16 protein-coding genes are annotated in these 17,721 nt (G+C 46.3%); 6 read left to right on the top strand and 10 right to left on the bottom strand.

Going from position 1 to position 17,721, the window contains the following annotated elements:
- Nucleotides 1-8 precede the first annotated feature (8 nt).
- Nucleotides 9-1,082, bottom strand: a complete 1,074-nt coding sequence (locus BS19_RS05825) for a 3-deoxy-7-phosphoheptulonate synthase (protein WP_038173945.1) — start codon at nucleotides 1,080-1,082, stop codon at nucleotides 9-11.
- A 237-nt stretch (nucleotides 1,083-1,319) separates the two neighbouring features.
- On the opposite strand from BS19_RS05825, the gene BS19_RS05820 reads away from it, so the two are divergent.
- Both BS19_RS05820 and btsR read left to right on the top strand, forming a co-directional pair.
- Nucleotides 1,320-2,993: a sensor histidine kinase gene (locus BS19_RS05820; RefSeq protein ID WP_038173944.1), complete on the top strand. Its 1,674-nt coding sequence runs from the start codon at nucleotides 1,320-1,322 to the stop codon at nucleotides 2,991-2,993.
- A 12-nt stretch (nucleotides 2,994-3,005) separates the two neighbouring features.
- A complete protein-coding gene (gene btsR, locus BS19_RS05815; RefSeq protein WP_038173943.1) occupies nucleotides 3,006-3,725 on the top strand; it encodes a two-component system response regulator BtsR in 720 nt (239 codons plus the stop codon).
- 44 nt (nucleotides 3,726-3,769) lie between these two features.
- On the opposite strand, the gene nagZ is transcribed toward btsR, so the two are convergent.
- Complete coding sequence (nagZ, locus tag BS19_RS05810; protein ID WP_038173941.1) at nucleotides 3,770-4,756, bottom strand: beta-N-acetylhexosaminidase; 987 nt, start codon at nucleotides 4,754-4,756, stop codon at nucleotides 3,770-3,772.
- A gap of 101 nt (nucleotides 4,757-4,857) precedes the next feature.
- Here nagZ and BS19_RS05805 point away from each other — a divergent pair, with 101 nt between their 5' ends.
- Both BS19_RS05805 and murQ read left to right on the top strand, forming a co-directional pair.
- On the top strand, nucleotides 4,858-5,970 hold the full coding sequence (locus BS19_RS05805) for an anhydro-N-acetylmuramic acid kinase (protein ID WP_038173940.1): 1,113 nt from the start codon (nucleotides 4,858-4,860) through the stop codon (nucleotides 5,968-5,970).
- Nucleotides 5,971-5,978: 8 nt separating this feature from the next.
- On the top strand, nucleotides 5,979-6,911 hold the full coding sequence (gene murQ / locus BS19_RS05800; RefSeq protein WP_038173939.1) for an N-acetylmuramic acid 6-phosphate etherase: 933 nt from the start codon (nucleotides 5,979-5,981) through the stop codon (nucleotides 6,909-6,911).
- 72 nt (nucleotides 6,912-6,983) lie between these two features.
- On the opposite strand, the gene BS19_RS05795 is transcribed toward murQ, so the two are convergent.
- Nucleotides 6,984-7,310 carry a DUF2799 domain-containing protein gene (locus BS19_RS05795; protein WP_425425007.1) on the bottom strand — a complete coding sequence of 109 codons (327 nt, stop codon included), beginning with the start codon at nucleotides 7,308-7,310 and terminating at the stop codon, nucleotides 6,984-6,986.
- A gap of 219 nt (nucleotides 7,311-7,529) precedes the next feature.
- On the opposite strand from BS19_RS05795, the gene BS19_RS05790 reads away from it, so the two are divergent.
- On the top strand, nucleotides 7,530-9,014 hold the full coding sequence (locus tag BS19_RS05790; RefSeq protein ID WP_038173987.1) for a carbon starvation CstA family protein: 1,485 nt from the start codon (nucleotides 7,530-7,532) through the stop codon (nucleotides 9,012-9,014).
- A 103-nt stretch (nucleotides 9,015-9,117) separates the two neighbouring features.
- Here the strand turns inward: BS19_RS05790 and ispH are convergent, their stop codons facing one another.
- The 6 genes from ispH to murJ all read right to left on the bottom strand — a co-directional run bounded on the left by ispH (nucleotide 9,118) and on the right by murJ (nucleotide 16,736).
- Nucleotides 9,118-10,083, bottom strand: a complete 966-nt coding sequence (ispH, locus tag BS19_RS05785; RefSeq protein WP_038173936.1) for a 4-hydroxy-3-methylbut-2-enyl diphosphate reductase — start codon at nucleotides 10,081-10,083, stop codon at nucleotides 9,118-9,120.
- A gap of 23 nt (nucleotides 10,084-10,106) precedes the next feature.
- Nucleotides 10,107-10,538 (bottom strand): FKBP-type peptidyl-prolyl cis-trans isomerase, encoded by a 432-nt coding sequence (gene fkpB / locus BS19_RS05780; RefSeq protein WP_038173935.1) that lies wholly within the window; start codon nucleotides 10,536-10,538, stop codon nucleotides 10,107-10,109.
- 138 nt (nucleotides 10,539-10,676) lie between these two features.
- A complete protein-coding gene (gene lspA, locus BS19_RS05775; RefSeq protein WP_038173934.1) occupies nucleotides 10,677-11,186 on the bottom strand; it encodes a signal peptidase II in 510 nt (169 codons plus the stop codon).
- A 64-nt stretch (nucleotides 11,187-11,250) separates the two neighbouring features.
- Nucleotides 11,251-14,079 carry an isoleucine--tRNA ligase gene (gene ileS, locus BS19_RS05770; protein ID WP_038173932.1) on the bottom strand — a complete coding sequence of 943 codons (2,829 nt, stop codon included), beginning with the start codon at nucleotides 14,077-14,079 and terminating at the stop codon, nucleotides 11,251-11,253.
- Between the two features lie 55 nt (nucleotides 14,080-14,134).
- Nucleotides 14,135-15,082: a bifunctional riboflavin kinase/FAD synthetase gene (gene ribF, locus BS19_RS05765; RefSeq protein ID WP_038173930.1), complete on the bottom strand. Its 948-nt coding sequence runs from the start codon at nucleotides 15,080-15,082 to the stop codon at nucleotides 14,135-14,137.
- A 91-nt stretch (nucleotides 15,083-15,173) separates the two neighbouring features.
- Nucleotides 15,174-16,736 (bottom strand): murein biosynthesis integral membrane protein MurJ, encoded by a 1,563-nt coding sequence (gene murJ / locus BS19_RS05760; protein ID WP_038173929.1) that lies wholly within the window; start codon nucleotides 16,734-16,736, stop codon nucleotides 15,174-15,176.
- A 247-nt stretch (nucleotides 16,737-16,983) separates the two neighbouring features.
- On the opposite strand from murJ, the gene rpsT reads away from it, so the two are divergent.
- Nucleotides 16,984-17,244, top strand: a complete 261-nt coding sequence (gene rpsT / locus BS19_RS05755) for a 30S ribosomal protein S20 (RefSeq protein ID WP_038173928.1) — start codon at nucleotides 16,984-16,986, stop codon at nucleotides 17,242-17,244.
- Between the two features lie 104 nt (nucleotides 17,245-17,348).
- On the opposite strand, the gene BS19_RS05750 is transcribed toward rpsT, so the two are convergent.
- Nucleotides 17,349-17,642, bottom strand: a complete 294-nt coding sequence (locus BS19_RS05750; RefSeq protein WP_038173926.1) for an ArsR/SmtB family transcription factor — start codon at nucleotides 17,640-17,642, stop codon at nucleotides 17,349-17,351.
- Nucleotides 17,643-17,721: the final 79 nt, after the last annotated feature.

Raw genomic sequence — 17,721 nt, 5'->3', positions numbered from 1 at the left:
CTCTTTACTTAGCCTGGTAAACGGTCTTGTAAAAATGGGACCAGCTCTTGATGAGCATGACGTAATAGTGCCTCAGTTGTATCCCAATTGATACACGCATCGGTGATAGACACACCATATTGCAATTCGTTGAGAGCTATATCAGATGACTGGCTTCCTTCGTTAATATGACTCTCAATCATTAAACCAATAATCGACTTATTGCCTTCACGAATTTGATGGATCACATCTTCAGCGACCAACGGTTGACGACGGTAATCTTTGCGCGAGTTCGCATGACTACAGTCGATCATCAATGAGGCGTCTAACCCAAATTTAGCCATATCTTGTTCGCATTCAGTAACAGAGACTGAATCGTAGTTAGTCTGTTTACCGCCACGTAAAATCACATGACTGTTGGCATTTCCCTGAGTGGTTAACAGTGCCACTTGCCCTTCGCGGTTGATGCCCATAAAGCGGTGGCTTGAAGAGGCAGCCTGCATCGCGTTAATCGCAGTGGCCAAATTGCCATCTGTGCCGTTTTTAAAGCCAATCGGCATCGAAAGGCCGCTAGCCATTTCACGGTGAGTTTGAGACTCTGTGGTACGTGCGCCGATGGCCGCCCAACTAAAGGTATCAGCTAAATATTGCGGGCTGATTGGATCAAGCGCTTCTGTTGCTAGTGGAATTTCCATTTCAGCCAGATCAACTAAAAGCTCACGACCAACATGCAGACCATGCTCAATATCAAAGCTGCCATCTAGGTGTGGGTCATTGATTAGGCCTTTCCAACCCACCGTGGTGCGCGGTTTTTCAAAGTAAACACGCATAACAATGTACAGTTGATCGCTCAGTTGCTCTGAGAGCGCTTTTAGTCGCTTGGCGTACTCTTTTGCAGCGTCGATATCGTGAATAGAGCATGGGCCACACACCACCAGCAAGCGGTGATCCTTTTTATGAATAATATCGGCAATCGTTTGACGAGATTGTTGTATAAAATGGCGTGCGTTATCGCTCAGAGGTAGCTTGGCTTTCAGTTCTTCAGGCGTAATCAGAACCTGCTCATTACTAATGTTTACGTTGCTCAACTCACTTTTTTGCATAATCATAACCCGTATAAATTTGTGTACACCCAGAACTTATTATCTTACCTCTGGCTTAATGACTATAAAATAACAGGCTAAAAAAAGATTTCAAGGTGTAAATTATAAAAAACACAGGTGTAATGATTAGTTTACACAAAGATATTTAACACGTTTATTATCAGAAACATGAGATACGTATGTTTTCTACAACGTTTCTTAACTAAAATAGACCTAAAGTTCGCCATTAAGATTGTTATGGATCTGATCCTCTCATTACTGCAACAGATGTGTGTCTATTTAGTACTGGCGTATATGCTCAGTAAGACGCCGATCTTTCTGCCTTTGCTCAATATCTCTAGCCGCATTAGCCACAAAGTCAGTGTCTATGTGCTGTTTTCGCTGTTTTGTATTATGGGCACCTACTTTGGCCTACAAATCAACGATGCGATTGCCAATACCCGTGCTATTGGCGCGGTCATGGGGGGATTATTTGGCGGGCCGATTGTTGGTTTTTTTGTCGGGCTAACTGGCGGTTTACATCGTTACAGTTTAGGCGGATTTACCGATCTCGCCTGTGCTATCTCCACCACCACAGAAGGCTTAATCGGTGGGCTGCTGCATATCTACTTTGTGCGTAAGGGCAAGTCTTCGCAACTTTTTAACCCAAGCGTGGTGTTTTCTATCACCTTAGTGGCTGAAATCGCTCAGATGGCGATCATCTTGCTGGTCGCTAAGCCGTTTGATCAAGCCTATGTCTTAGTCTCTGCGATTGCCGCCCCAATGATCATCGCCAATTCCGTTGGCGCGGCGCTCTTTATGAGTATTCTTCATGACCGAAAAACCATTTTCGAAGAGTACTCTGCCACCTTCTCGCGCCGTGCTCTCAACATTGCTGAGCGTTCCGTCGGTGTTTTAGCTTCTGGCTTTAACAGTAACAATGCAGAGAAAATCGCTCGAATTGTTTACGAAGAGACCAACGTCGGCGCGGTTTCCATTACTGATGACACCAAGATATTAGCCTTTGTCGGCATTGGCGATGATCACCACAAACCAAATACGCCAATTTCTTCACAAAGTACCTTAGATGCGATAGAACAAAACGACATCATCTATCTCGATGGTAAAGAGAAGCCCTATCAATGTTCCCTTTCCCGCGACTGTAAACTCGGCAGCGCATTGATCATTCCACTGCGCACAGGCGATAAGGTGATAGGTACCATTAAACTGTATGAGCCAAAGCGGAAGTTGTTTTCAACCATCAATATGTCGATGGCGGAAGGGATCGCACAGTTACTATCGAGCCAAATTCTGTTTGGAGACTACCAACAAAAACAGACGTTACTGTCGCAAGCCGAAATCAAACTGTTACATGCGCAGGTTAACCCTCATTTTCTCTTTAATGCACTCAATACTATTAGCGCCGTGATTCGCCGAGATCCACTTAAAGCGCGCGAATTGATTCAGCATCTGTCGCATTTTTTCCGCAGCAACCTCAAGCAGAACATCGATGTGGTTACACTCAAAGAGGAACTGGCTCACGTTAATGCTTACCTGACCATCGAAAAAGCACGCTTTACTGATCGTCTTGAAGTGACCATCGATATCGATGAGTCACTGCTTGAACGTCGGATTCCGACTTTTACCCTGCAGCCACTGGTAGAGAATGCCATCAAACATGGTATCTCACAGCTGTTGGAGGGAGGAGAAGTTCGCATTTATAGCCAAGCCGTTGAAGATGGCTATCAGATCGTGGTCGAGGACAATGCTGGCAGTTATCAAGCGCCGCAAGCGGATCATGTGGGATTGGGAATCCAAATCGTCGATAAACGCCTAACCAACAAATTTGGCCGCGATGCTGCGCTCAATATTGACGTAGCCCCCAATCACTACACCCGAATGAGCTTCCTCATTCCCAGTCCCCCCTGTTAATAAGGTAAAAATATGCTTTCCGCGTTAGTCATCGATGACGAACTGTTTGCTCGAGAGGAACTCACCGAGCTATTGGAAGAGACCGGTCATATCGAGGTGCTTGATCAAGCGAGTAATGCCGTTGAAGGATTAAAGAAAATCAATCTGCTTAGACCTGACGTGGTTTTTCTCGATATTCAAATGCCACAAATTACTGGGATAGAGCTACTGGCGATGCTTGATCCAGAGACCATGCCAAAAGTGGTCTTTGTCACCGCTTATGATGAGTTCGCGGTACAAGCGTTTGAAGACAATGCCTTTGATTACCTACTCAAACCCGTTGATACCTGCCGCCTCGAAAAAACGGTTAAGCGATTACTCAAATCTCAGCAGACAAATCGTCAGCACTTCGCTGCGATTGCCCCCCAAAGCTTAGATCAAGTTCCATGTATCGGTTTGAATCGCATTGTGATCATCCCTACTCAAGATGTTGAATTTGCCTACAGTGATATTAGTGGTGTCCACGTGCAAACCCATGAGCAAAAAGCAACCTCACAACTGACCTTGAAAGTACTGGAAGAGAAAACGCCACTGGTTCGCTGCCATCGCCAGTTTTTAGTCAACATCAAAGCGATCAAAGAAATTAAGTTACTGGACAATGGTCTGGCTGAAATCATTACCGTCAGCTCCCATCCTCTGCCAGTGAGCCGCCGCTATCTAAAAACCCTTAAAGAGATGTTGGGTTTTCATTAACCGTTGAGAGCAAAAGAGCCGCAATCTGCAGCTCTTGTTATTGGTTAAGCTTGGATAAGCGGTTTCATCGCCTCTGATGCCCGCTTCCACTGCTCGCTGCGTTGCAGCTCTGACAATGTAAAGCTCTGCTTTTTCAGCAAAGTCTCAGCTTGTGGCGTTTGCATAACGGGAAGATTATCCAGCACCTCCACTTGGGCATCACGCTGATTGCACACCAACAGCATATCGCAGCCGGCAACCAGCGACTGGTGAGCACGTTCAGCAGGGCCACCCATAATGGCCGCCCCTTCCATGGTTAAATCATCAGAGAAAATAATCCCTTTAAAGCCCAATTGTTCGCGCAGTATTTGTTGCAACCAATATGGAGATCCACTCGCAGGCTGATCGTCATAATGAGGATAGACCACATGAGCGGGCATCATCGCATCAAGAATGCCGCTTTCAATCTGCAGCTTGAATACCTGCATATCGAGTTCAAAAACGGTATCACGGTGATCATAAGGCGTTTCTAGATGGGAGTCAGCAATAACACCGCCATGGCCCGGAAAGTGTTTACCCGTCGTCGACATTCCGACCGCTTTCATGCCTTGCATATAGGCGCTACTATGGCGAATGATGCTCTCGATATCGTCACCAAAGGCACGGCTGCCAATCGCTTTACAATCAAAGCCTTTATCAAGCACAGGCGCAAAGCTTAGGTCAATGTCATGAGCAATCAGCTCTGCCGCCATCAACCAACCGCCTTGTTTGGCTAACTGTTCACCATGGTCGAATTGTGCATATTGCTGAGCAGCAGGAATGAGAGAGAAACCTTGTCTAAAACGCTGAACTCGGCCGCCTTCTTGGTCGACCCCAATCAAAATTGGCCGCTTCGCCGCTTTGCGAATCGATTGATTCAACGCCAGTAACTGCTCACTGTCATGATAGTTACGCGCAAACAAAATTACCCCGCCAACCGTTGGGTGCTCAAGAATCTCTTTGTCTTCGGCAGTCAGTTCACAACCTGCGACGTCTAACCATAACGGTCCCATAATTTCTCCATCCTAACGCCATTTTGCTATGCTACCGAGGTTATTAGGATTATTCTCTATTTACAATCAATTACCCACGACTGTTGACGAATTTGAGCATGATGACAAAACAACTCTACATTGGCGTAATGTCGGGAACCAGCCTTGACGGTATCGACACAGCTTTAGTCGAAATAGACCAAGGGCAAGTGCGCTTGTTAGCGAGTCATCAAAGCCCGATGCCTGAGACGCTCAAACAACAAGTTTTGGCGATTTGTCTTGGTCAAGCAACGGATCTGGTAACCATTGGCCAGATTGATCACCAACTTGGTGTACTCTACGCTCAAGCGGTTATAGCGCTGTTAGATAAAAGTGGTTATTCATCTGAGCAAATCACTGCCATCGGCAATCATGGACAAACGGTTTATCACCAGCCACAAGGCCCAATGCCGTTTTCCACTCAACTTGGCGATGCCAATATCATCGCGGCAATGACTGGCATCGATACCATTGCCGATTTTAGGCGTAAAGACATTGCTCTGGGTGGGCAAGGGGCGCCTCTGGTGCCTGCTTTTCATCACTGTCTATTTCACTCACACGCCGACAGTGTGGTGGTGCTCAATATCGGTGGTATCGCCAACATATCAGTACTTAGACCCAACCACGCCGTGGTCGGCTATGACACTGGCCCTGGTAACATGCTGATGGATGCTTGGTGTCACAAACATTGTCATCAACCATTCGACAAAGATGCTCTGTTTGCTCAGCAAGGTCAGGTTGACCAAACTCTGCTAACCAAATTTCTAAGTGAGCCCTACTTACAGACGCAAGCACCGAAAAGCACTGGCCGCGAGTTATTTAATCTGCCTTGGTTAGAAGCGCTCTTAGCTGACGATTGCCTATCACCTGCCGACGTACAGCGCACTTTATGTGAATTTAGCGCCCAAAGCATTGCCAATGAAGTCCGACAGTATCAACAAGGTGAACAACCAGAGTTACTGGTGTGCGGCGGCGGTGCACATAACCCACTGTTGATGCAGCGTTTACAAGCCTTATTGCCAGGTTGGCAGGTCATGTCGACTGACGATAAAGGCGTCGACAGCGATAATATGGAAGCGATGGCCTTTGCTTGGCTCGCCTATCGCCGCATGCACAATTTGCCAAGCAACTTGCCTGAAGTCACCGGAGCCAGTAAAGCGGTTTCTCTGGGTGTGATGTATTTTGCTGATAAATAAGGATAACTATGACTAATGATGCTCTGATCGCCGCGCTATCACACCTGGTTTCTGAAGGCCGTAACCCCGAGACAATGGATATCGATTTATTGTCTTCTCTTGAAATCGTTCAGCGAATCAATCAACAAGATCAACTGGTCCCTGTTGCGGTTGAAAAGGTGTTGCCTGAGGTTGCTCTGGCAGTCGATAAGATCACCTCAGCATTCAAAGTCGGTGGGCGACTGATTTATATCGGCGCCGGCACCAGTGGTCGCCTTGGTGTATTAGATGCCTCGGAATGTCCGCCAACCTTTGGCGTTTGTGATCAAATGGTGCTTGGGTTAATCGCTGGCGGTCCAGACGCCATGTTCAAAGCCAAAGAAGGCGCGGAAGATAACCCAGAACTGGGGGTCAGCGATCTCAAATCAGTCAATTTTAGCGCCCAAGATGTCGTGGTCGGTATTGCGGCAAGCGGTCGAACGCCATACGTCATTGGCGCTCTCGATTATGCCAACGATCTTGGCGCCACAACCGTTGCCTTGTCTTGTAACCCAGACTCTACCATTGCTGAGATTGCTGATATTGCCATCAGCCCGGTGGTTGGCCCCGAGGCATTAACCGGCTCAACTCGCCTAAAATCAGGCACTGCGCAAAAGTTAGTGTTGAACATGCTGACAACCGCCAGCATGATTCGCCTCGGCAAGAGCTATGAGAACCTAATGGTCGATGTAAAAGCGACCAATAAAAAGTTGATTGCTCGTGCGGTGCGTATCGTCATGCAAGCCACTGAGTGTGATCAAAATGCCGCTGCCAAGGTGCTTATCCAGACCGACTATGATGTTAAACTGGCGATTTTGATGTTACTGACTGGAATGGACGTCGACAATGCTAAGCATCACCTCGCAAGACAAGATGGATTTCTGCGTAAAGCGGTTCAGCTTCATCAAGATAAGCCGCATTAAGATCCGACAAATCTACAAAAGGGAGAGCCCAACTCTCCCTGATACCAATCCGCCACTTCGTATCATCAAGCATTAATTCTGATGCTCATTCCAGCCACGTTGCCATTCCATTCGAAACTTCTGCGCTTGATCAGTGCCTTCACACACGCCTTGGTAATACTGACCTGATACCCCTATCTGATAGGCAAAGTCAGGATTACAATATTCTGTAACCCCTTCAAGATAACCTTGGTCGTAATCCGATTGTTTGACACTGCCTAAACTTGATAGCTCTTTAAAGCTGCGTGATGTGTGGCCACTGATCCCATCTTGATAACCAATTTGCTGCCAATCACCTTGTTGTGCCAACTGCTGTGGGCTACTCGCACAGGCAACCAACAATGACACTAGCGCGGTCATAATTAACTTTCTCATTGTTTTTCCTTGTTTTTTTCGAGTCAGACTATCAAACCACTAATCACGCCCGATTACCACTTAGCCGAGTTCAAAACCACTCAGTTTCTCTATCAACCACTCATTTCACTATACGACCACTCACTGCATAAGCGAATGCTGATTGTCTCTGTTCAGCATAGTATGCATGGTGAGCTTATCGAATTTTATAAAGGAACGAGTGCTATGTTGTGGTTTTTAACCTGTGTTGCAGCCCTAATCGGCGGCTACTTTATTTACGGAGCTTTCGTTGAGAAAGTTTTTGGCATTAACGAAAATCGTCAAACCCCCGCGCATACTAAAGCCGATGGGGTTGATTACGTCCCAATGTCGACCAAAAAAGTATACCTAGTTCAACTCCTCAACATCGCCGGTGTCGGCCCTATTTTTGGTCCGATAATGGGGGCGCTGTACGGTCCTGCTGCGATGCTATGGATTGTTATCGGTTGTATTTTTGCTGGCGCGGTGCACGACTACTTCTCGGGTATGTTGTCAGTTCGTAATGGCGGAGCCTCAGTTCCGACGATTACTGGCCGCTACTTAGGCAATGGCGCTAAACACTTTATGAATATCTTTGCCATTGTTCTTTTGTTGCTTGTTGGTGTGGTATTTGTTTCGGCGCCTGCAGGCATGATCACCAATCTAATCAATGATCAAACTAGCCTAAATGTCAGCATGACAACCATGGTTATCGCCATTTTTGCTTACTACATTATCGCGACTATTGTTCCTGTCGATAAAATCATTGGTCGTTTCTACCCACTGTTTGGCGCCTTGCTGATTTTTATGTCCGTTGGTCTAATGACTGCCGTTGCCTTCTCAAGCGAGCATACGGTAATGGGCGATTTTCAAGTCAGCGATATGCTCAGTAATTTAAACCCTAATGATATGCCGTTATGGCCTGCCCTATTCATCACTATTGCTTGTGGTGCGATTTCTGGCTTCCACGCAACGCAGTCACCTCTAATGGCGCGCTGTATGCAAAATGAAAACAACGGTCGCTTTGTCTTCTATGGTGCAATGATTGGTGAAGGTGTTATCGCGCTTATCTGGTGTGCGATTGCGCTCTCTTTCTTTGGTTCACTCGAAGGCTTATCTGAAGCGGTGAAAAATGGTGGCCCTGGCAATGTAGTTTACAGCGCTTCATTTGGTCTACTGGGTGTGTTTGGCGGCATCATTGCTTTCCTAGGCGTGGTTATCCTACCGATTACCTCTGGTGATACCGCGTTCCGTTCAAGCCGTTTGATCCTAGCTGAATACTTCAACATGGAGCAAAAAACAATGCGTAACCGTCTGCTGATGGCAATGCCACTGTTCATTATCGGCGGTGTGTTGACTCAAGTAGACTTCGGCATCATCTGGCGCTACTTCGGTTTTGCCAACCAAACCACGGCAGTGATGATGCTGTGGACCGCATCGGCTTACCTGCTGCGTCACAATAAGCTCCACTGGATTACTACCGTTCCAGCCGTATTCATGACGACCGTATGTGCAACCTTCATTCTGAATAACCACACACTAGGTTTTGGTATGCCTATCGAAATCTCAACCACAGCAGGGATTGTGTTCGCACTGGCAGTAGCAGGTTACGTGATTAAAACATCAAAAGGCAAAGGTGATACCGACTTTGCTGATGAAGAAAAACCTCAAGCCGTAACAGAGACGGTTTAACACCCGCGGCCATAAAGGCTCCTTGAAGAGCCTTTATTCCAACAAAAAACCAGCGCAATCGCGCTGGTTTTATCATTGAGAGTCAGACTCATCAGAGAATAAACTAATCGACTTGCCTAATTTGCAGCTCTTTAGGGACTTCGAAAAACATGTTCTCTTCGCGACCTTGAAGCTCTTCTACGCTATCTGCGCCAACCAAAGTTTTAATCCGTTCAAGAATCTGGTTGACCAGCTCTTCTGGTGCTGATGCCCCCGCTGTCACACCAACCTTTTCTTTCCCATCAAACCACTGTGATTGAACATCTTCAGGGCAATCGGTCAGATAACCCGGCGTACCTAATTTTTCGGCCAACTCTTTAAGACGAGTCGAATTAGATGAGTTTTTCGAGCCAACAACAATCAGCACATCAACATCTTCTGCCATTTCACGTACCGCATCTTGACGGTTCTGCGTGGCGTAACAGATATCATCTTTACGTGGCCCTTGAATATCGGGAAAGACGCGGCGCAGTTCATCAATCACATCGGCGGTTTCATCAACAGACAGTGTCGTTTGACTAACATAATGCAGGTTACTTGGGTCTTGGACTTGCGCTTTTAGTGTGATGACATCAGCTGGAGTCTCGACTAAGTACATCCCACCTTGTTCGCTGGCATACTGCCCCATGGTTCCTTCGACTTCTGGATGACCAGCATGGCCAATTAGAACCACTTCCATATGCTTGCGACTGGCACGTGCGACTTCCATATGCACTTTAGTCACCAATGGGCAGGTCGCATCGAATACCGTCAGAGCACGCTGTCTAGCCTCTTTACGTACCGCTTGAGAGACGCCATGAGCAGAAAAGATAACGATATTGTCATCTGGAACTTCATGCAGCTCTTCGACAAAGATAGCGCCACGTTGCTTGAGCCCTTCGACAACAAAACGGTTATGTACCACTTCGTGACGCACATAAATCGGTGGTTGATACATTTCTAATGCACGTTCAACAATGCTGATCGCACGATCAACACCCGCACAGAAACCGCGTGGATTCGCTAACAGGATTTTCATTTCATTGCTCATCGAGTCGTTATCTTCTGGGTCGCTTATTCTACTGACAAAATTTCAACTTCAAAAGTCACATCTTGCCCTGCTAATGGGTGGTTAAAATCAACCGTGACAGAATCACCAGCGATCGCTTGGATAATACCAGGGATTTCCATGCCATCCGGACCAGAAAAGGCCATCACGGTTCCCACTTCAACTTCGGCATCTCCAACAAATTTAGTCCGATCCATATAATGAATATGATCAGGGTTAGGCATACCGAACGCATCTTGGGCCTGCAGTTCAATCACTTTGCTTTCACCTGCAGTAAGGCCAAATAAGCATTGCTCAAAATTGTCACTTAAACTGCCATCACCAATCACTAATTTGGCTGGCTTGCCCATATTATGGGTACTATCGGCAACAGAGCCGTCTTTCATCTTGATGGTAAAATGCAGAGTTACTGCGCTATTTTGGCCAATAGTGGTCACGTGACTGCTTCCTTGTTTTTTGGATTATTCCGCGTTTTTACGTGTGGTTGCTGTAATACGCTAATTTGCGCTTCAACATAATAAAAAGCGCCCTCCGAATCAACGGACAGCGCCTAAGGTTATTCGCTCAATCACGCTTTATGCCGTGGTTTGATTTTTTTTTCGAAAACCATCGAGGATGATCATCGCTGCGCCAATACAGATCGTAGAGTCAGCAAGATTAAAGGCAGGCCAGTGATACGTTCCCCAATAGAAATCTAAGTAATCGACCACAAAACCATGAACCACACGATCAAAGACGTTGCCCACCGCACCACCAATGATCATGGCATAAGCGATATTGTTCCACTTCTCTTTGGCGGGAAGTTTGCTCATCCAGTAAGTCAGCATAGCGGTCACAGCAAAGGCAATCGCGGTAAAGAACCAACGTTGCCAGCCTGCTTGATCACTCAAAAAGCTGAATGCAGCGCCATAGTTGTGGACATAAAGCAGATTAAAGAAAGGTAAAACCTCAATACGGTTCGCCCAACCATAGCCCATACTGTCCATCACAAACAGTTTAATACTAATATCCGCGACAAAAATGACGACCGCTAGCCATAACCAACGAACACCTGATTGTTTAAGAGTTAATTCTTGCTCACTCATTTCTTTACCTAAAAACAGCCCCAGTAAATACTGGGGCTGCTAAAACTAACGAAAGTTCAATGAATTATGCGAATTTACGCGCTTCACCTTCGCCATCGATATTAGACACACAACGGCCACAGATTGTTTCATGACCAGCGATGGTACCGACATCAGCGGTATGGTGCCAACAACGGTCACACTTCTCGCCTTCCGCTACGACAACCTCTACCAACAAGCCATCAATGTCTGTTGCTTGCGCTGCCTCTGTTTTTTCACTCAGTGGCTTAACCGCCGCCGCAGAGGTCAACAGAACAAAACGCAGCTCATCTTCAAGCAAGTTAATTTTCGCCGCAAGAGCTTCATCAGCGTAAAGTGTTACTTCTGCCTGTAGAGCGCCACCGATGGTTTTCTCGTTACGCGCCGCTTCAAGCAGTTTGTTTACACTGCCACGAACCGCTTGGATTTCTGCCCAGAATTCGTTATTCAGCTCTTCGCCTTCAGCCAGACCGAACAGACCGTCAAACCATTCACCAGTAAACACGAACTTGTCACGCTCACCTGGCATTTCATTCCAGATCTCGTCGGCAGTGAACGACATAATTGGTGCCATCCAACGAACCAGTGCTTCTACGATGTAGTAAAGCGCCGTTTGACAGCTACGCTGAGCGTGACCACCACGTTTCGCGGTGTACTGACGGTCTTTAATTACATCAAGGTAGAAAGAGCCCATTTCGATTGAACAGAACTGCATGAGACGCTGAGTGACACCATGAGTGTTGTACTCTTCGTATGCTTTAACAATCTCTTGCTGCGCAGCTTGTGCACGACCAACCGCCCAACGATCTAACGCCACCATTTCATCCGCCGCAACGATATCTGTCGCTGGGTTGAATCCATTAAGGTTGGCAAGGAAGAAACGCGCGGTATTACGGATACGACGATACGCATCGGCAGAGCGTTTTAGGATCTCATCAGATACCGCAACTTCACCCGTGTAGTCGGTTGAGGCAACCCAAAGACGCAAAATATCAGCACCAAGCTTGTTAGTGACATCTTTTGGTGCAACAACGTTACCTATAGATTTCGACATCTTACGGCCGTGACCGTCAACAACGAAACCATGGGTTAACACTTGCTTGTATGGTGCTTCATCTTTCATTGCAATCGATGAGATTAGCGAAGACTGGAACCAACCACGATGTTGGTCAGAACCCTCTAGGTAGAGATCCGCACTGTTGCCGTTGTACTCTTCGCGCGCATCAACCACAGAGTAGTGTGTCACACCAGAATCAAACCATACGTCTAGCGTATCGAGCACTTTTTCGTATTTGTCTGCGTCTTCACCTAGTAGATCTGCAATTTCAGCATCCCACCAAGCCTGAATACCTTTCTCTTCAACCAATAGAGCAACTTTCTCAATCAGTTCAGAAGTATTTGGGTGCAGTTCTGATGTCTCTTTATGGACAAACAGAGCAATAGGAACACCCCATGTACGTTGACGAGAGATACACCACTCAGGACGGCCTTCGATCATACCTTCGATACGGCTTTGACCCCATTCAGGCATCCACTCAACACTCTTGATGGATTCAAGCGCTTTGGCACGCAAGCCCGCTTGATCCATTGAAATGAACCATTGTGGTGTTGCACGGAAAATGATTGGCGTTTTGTGGCGCCAGCAGTGTGGGTAGCTGTGCTCGTACGCGTGATGATGGAGCAAAGCGCCATGCTCTTTAAGCGTTTCAACAACCGAGTCATTGGCTTTAAACACGTGCTGGCCAGCAAACAATTCTGTATCGGGTAGATAAACACCGTTAGACCCCACAGGGTTCGCCACTTCGAGGTTGTATTTCTTACCTACCGCGAAATCTTCTTGACCGTGACCAGGCGCAGTGTGTACCACACCCGTACCCGATTCAGTGGTCACGTGATCGCCAAGGATCGCTGGCACAGTGAAGTCATAAAATGGATGGTTAAACTGAGACAGTTCAAGGTCGCTACCTTTGGCAAAACCAAGATTGTGGAAGTGCTCAATACCAGCGCGATCCATTACTGATTTAGCAAGGTCAGAAGCGACAATGATACGCTCTTTCGCGTCACCTTCGACTTGGATCAATACGTATTCAAGATCATCACGTAGACAAACTGCACGGTTTGCAGGCAGTGTCCATGGTGTGGTCGTCCAGATAACGATTGAGATATCGCCTTCGCCTTGATGACCTTCGTTTAGTGCGAACTTCGACAGCAGTGCTGCTTCATCTGCCGCTTTAAAGCGAACATCGATCGACGGAGAGACTTTGTCTTTGTACTCAACTTCAGCTTCAGCCAATGCTGAACCACAATCAGTACACCAGTGAACCGGTTTGAAACCTTTGAGTAAGTGACCATTATCAGCGATTTGGCCTAGTGCACGGATGATGTTTGCTTCGGTTGCAAAATCCATTGTGCGGTATGGTTTATCCCACTCACCCATAATACCCAAGCGCTTGAAGCTCTCTTTTTGGCCTTCAACCTGACCTGCCGCGTACTTACGACATTCAGCTCGAAACTCAGCCGCAGAGATTTTCTGCCCAGGTTTGCCTTTTTTCTTTTCTACCATTAGTTCAATTGGTAGGCCGTGACAGTCCCAACCAGGAATATACGGCGCATCAAAACCAGAAAGCGTTTTGGATTTAATAATAATGTCTTTAAGAATCTTGTTAAGTGCGTGGCCAATATGAATATCACCGTTCGCGTATGGAGGACCATCGTGTAGAACGAAAGATTTTTTGCCTTTCTTCGCTTTACGAATTTCGCCGTAAAGGTCTTCTTTGTACCAACGCTTAAGCATTTCTGGCTCTCGATTGGCCAGATTGCCGCGCATCGGAAACCCTGTATCAGGAAGGTTCAGGGTATCTTTATACTCACTCATCGATTCTTAATTCCGTTGTCTTGGGTGACAGTTAGACATTATGCCAAGCAGCGAACTAAACCACTTGGGCTGGCTTTCGCTGACGCAGCCACACCCTTGCTGCTTCAGCATCCAATTCAATTTGTTGTTTCAGCGCGTCAAACGATTCAAATTTATGTTCGTCGCGGATTTTATCTAAAAGCACGATCTCTAACTGCTTGCCATATAAGTTGGCTTTAAAGTCAAATAAATGCACTTCTAGTTGCTGGCGTATGCCATTTACCGTTGGTCGATTGCCAATGTTTGCAACACCACCAAAAGCTTGTTCACCAAGGCCCAACACTTCTACGGTATAGACACCGGAGACAGGCGAGACACAGCGCTTTAACGGGATATTTGCGGTGGGAAAACCTATCGTTCTACCCAGTTTTCGCCCATGAGACACTCGACCGCTAATGCTATAATTACGCCCCAGCATTTTGGCGGCGTCATCAAGCTTATTTTGTGCTAATGCTTCACGAATCGCGGTGCTACTTACGCGCAATGTCTGAAGGCAAAAACTTTGTGTGCTAACGACTTCAAAGCCTAACTCACGTCCCGCCTTCTCTAACATGGCAAAGTTACCTTTGCGCTGTTTACCGAAGCAAAAATCATCGCCCACTACGAGAAACTTAACACCCAAACGCTCGACCAACAAGTCACGAATAAAGGACTGTGGCGATTGATTTGCAAACTGATGGTTGAAGTTAACACACAGCAACCTTTCAATATCGAGCTTGCTCAATTGAACAAATTTATCGCGCAAACGCGTTAAGCGTGCTGGTGCTTTATCTTTTGCAAACAGTTCCAACGGCTGAGGATCAAACGTCATGACCGTTGATGGTAAGTCAAGTTCCTTTGCTCTCGCAGAAACTTGGTTTAACACTTCTTGATGGCCAAGATGCACACCATCGAAGTTTCCGATCGTCAATACACATCCTTTATGATGTGATTTGATATTGTGAATACCTCGAATCAATTCCATTGGAGACTGCTAAAAACCTATCAATTTTTGTTAAACACTCAAATAATGAGTTTACCTTGCGTGAAACCGACGGATTATATACCAATCTTGCTCACTCTGTCGCTGCTTTTAAGTCTTTTAAACGTACGCCCAGTATAAGTAACGTTAACAAGTAAACCCCCGCACCCAAGCCAATTAAAGCCGCTAGTGTTGTTCCTCGTTCAAGCAAGGTCCAAGACAGCCATACATCCATTGCTTCAAGCTGTGACAAAATCGCTGCGACCATTAATCCACCAGCAACCAGTAACTTCATCATAAAGACAATGGTTCGTTGGGTTAATTGATAAACACCAGCTCGGTGTAATCCACGATACAAAAGCGACATATTGACCAACGCCGATAGTGCGGTGGCAATCGCTAAGCCAACATAACCATAAAACCATGCAAAAATGGCGTTAAAAACCATATTCGTCACCATAGCGATAATGCCGTATTTCACTGGTGTTTTAGTATCTTGACGCGAGTAATAGCCCGGGGCAAGTACCTTAATCAGCATGAAATTAAGCAAACCTGAGGCATAAGCCATCAATGACATTGAGGCAAACTGCACGTCTTGCGCGGAAAATTCTCCGCGCATGAACAGCACCATCAGCATCGGCTTAGCCAGCACCATCAAGCCGAGCATCGCCGGAACACCAAGTAAGGTGACCATGCGAACGCCCCAGTCCATCGTTTGGGCAAAACCATCATTGTGCGCATCAATATGTTTACGAGAGAGCGCAGGTAATATCACTGTCGCGATCGCGATACCAAACAGTCCAAGGGGAAATTCAAGTAACCGATCAGAATAATACAACCAACTGATTGACCCCGTTTGAAGAAAGCTGGCAATAAAAGTATCAAACAACAAGTTAATCTGGCTAACCGAGACACCAAACAAGGCCGGTATCATTAAGGTGCGAATTTTAACCACGCCAGGATCGCGCCATCCCCATTGGGGCTTTACCATGACCCCAGCTTTGATTAAGAACGGAATTTGAAATAAGAATTGCACTAAACCGCCAATAAAAACCCCAATCGCTAAACCAATTTCTGGCTGGTCAAGCTGCGGGGCGATAAACCAAGCCGATAGAATGATCATCACATTCAAAAAAACTGGCGTAAAAGAAGAGACCGCAAATTGACCTAGGGTGTTGAGAATGGCACCAGACAGAGCAACAAAGGTGATAAACCATAAGTAAGGAAAGGTGATTTTGAGAATAAGACTGGCTAGCTCAAATTTCTCGGCCGATGGACCGCCGTTGAGCCAATCTAAAAACCAACCAAAGCCAAACAGAGCTGTGACCACACCAGAACCTAATACCCCAAGAATGGTGACGATAGAGACAATTACGCCTAGCGTGCCCGCCGCCCGTGCGATTAACTGACGCGTTTTATCGAGATCTTTACTGGCGTGATATTCAGTCAGTACGGGGACAAAAGCTTGTGAAAAAGCGCCTTCTGCAAACAAGCGACGCAGAAAATTAGGAATTTTATTGGCAAAAAAGAACACATCAGCACTTGCGCCTGCGCCCATAAGATTAGCAACAACGACATCTCGAACTAAACCTAACACTCGAGAGATCAATGTCATGGCACTGACAATCATGCCTGACTTGAGCAGACGTTTACTCACAATTACCTCGGAAATCAAAACTTTTGCCCTACTTTACATCAGGAATGTCATAAGCAGAGCAGATTAGTATTAGCAATGAAAAAAAAATACTGTTAGAATCCCCGCCATCTTAACCGTGAAGACCTTTCAATCCAAAGTTTGTTTGGCTCGATTGGTTTTTGCACAAATCATTTGACAATTAAGCGCAAATGAGGGATATTCCTCGCCCTTAAATTGTCACCGAACTAAGTTTTTGGGAGTTAGACCCTTGGCAAATAGTAAATCTGCTAAGAAGCGCGCTATCCAAGCTGAGAAACGTCGCCAGCACAATGCTAGCCGTCGTTCTATGATGCGCACTTACATGAAGAAAACTGTTGCTGCTATCGAAGCAGGCGACAAAGCTGCTGCAACTGAAGCATTTGCTACAGTTACACCAATCCTAGACCGCATGGCGACTAAAGGCCTTATTCATAAGAATAAAGCTGCACGTCATAAGTCTCGTTTCACTGCGGCAATCAAAGCTCTGTAATAGAACTCTGATTTCCAGTGAAAGAAAAACCGGCCTTGGCCGGTTTTTTTATGCCTGTCTTATTTAGAGGTTGAACGACCCTCCTCTAAATAAGACAAACTCAGTTAAGAGCAGTAAAGTGTATGCAACAATTGAATCATTGCTTTCACTTCTTGGCTACTTAATGTGTAATAAACGGTTTGAGCTTCTTTGCGCGTGTTGACCAAACCATCTCTTCGCAACCAAGCTAAATGTTGAGACAGAGCAGACTGACTCAACTCCAACTTAGTACATAACTCTCCCACCGATAGCTCCTGATTGTGCAGCAAGCACAATATTTGTAAGCGACGTTCATTTGCCATCGCCTTGAGTAGCACTACCGCCTGCGCAGAGTTTTTTTCCATCTCTTGTAGGTTCATCTGCCACTACACCCCTTGATACCACAACAACTTCTACAACAATTGGCCATTAAAAATGCTTATTGACCACCAACTTTCA

It is taken from the genome of Vibrio pacinii DSM 19139 (assembly GCF_000711795.1).
GTDB classification, from domain to species: domain Bacteria; phylum Pseudomonadota; class Gammaproteobacteria; order Enterobacterales; family Vibrionaceae; genus Vibrio; species Vibrio pacinii.
The sequence above is the reverse complement of the archived record's forward strand: the minus strand, read 5'-3'. Positions and strand labels throughout refer to the sequence as shown.

Bases quoted from the DNA above. Each gene is read 5' to 3' on its own strand.
- BS19_RS05825 (WP_038173945.1), bottom strand. From the start codon at position 1,082: ATGCAAAAAAGTGAGTTGAGCAACGTAAACATTAGTAATGAGCAGGTT.
- BS19_RS05820 (WP_038173944.1), top strand. From the start codon at position 1,320: ATGGATCTGATCCTCTCATTACTGCAACAGATGTGTGTCTATTTAGTA.
- btsR (WP_038173943.1), top strand. From the start codon at position 3,006: ATGCTTTCCGCGTTAGTCATCGATGACGAACTGTTTGCTCGAGAGGAA.
- nagZ (WP_038173941.1), bottom strand. From the start codon at position 4,756: ATGGGACCGTTATGGTTAGACGTCGCAGGTTGTGAACTGACTGCCGAA.
- BS19_RS05805 (WP_038173940.1), top strand. From the start codon at position 4,858: ATGACAAAACAACTCTACATTGGCGTAATGTCGGGAACCAGCCTTGAC.
- murQ (WP_038173939.1), top strand. From the start codon at position 5,979: ATGACTAATGATGCTCTGATCGCCGCGCTATCACACCTGGTTTCTGAA.
- BS19_RS05795 (WP_425425007.1), bottom strand. From the start codon at position 7,310: ATGACCGCGCTAGTGTCATTGTTGGTTGCCTGTGCGAGTAGCCCACAG.
- BS19_RS05790 (WP_038173987.1), top strand. From the start codon at position 7,530: ATGTTGTGGTTTTTAACCTGTGTTGCAGCCCTAATCGGCGGCTACTTT.
- ispH (WP_038173936.1), bottom strand. From the start codon at position 10,083: ATGAGCAATGAAATGAAAATCCTGTTAGCGAATCCACGCGGTTTCTGT.
- lspA (WP_038173934.1), bottom strand. From the start codon at position 11,186: ATGAGTGAGCAAGAATTAACTCTTAAACAATCAGGTGTTCGTTGGTTA.
- ileS (WP_038173932.1), bottom strand. From the start codon at position 14,079: ATGAGTGAGTATAAAGATACCCTGAACCTTCCTGATACAGGGTTTCCG.
- ribF (WP_038173930.1), bottom strand. From the start codon at position 15,082: ATGGAATTGATTCGAGGTATTCACAATATCAAATCACATCATAAAGGA.
- BS19_RS05750 (WP_038173926.1), bottom strand. From the start codon at position 17,642: ATGAACCTACAAGAGATGGAAAAAAACTCTGCGCAGGCGGTAGTGCTA.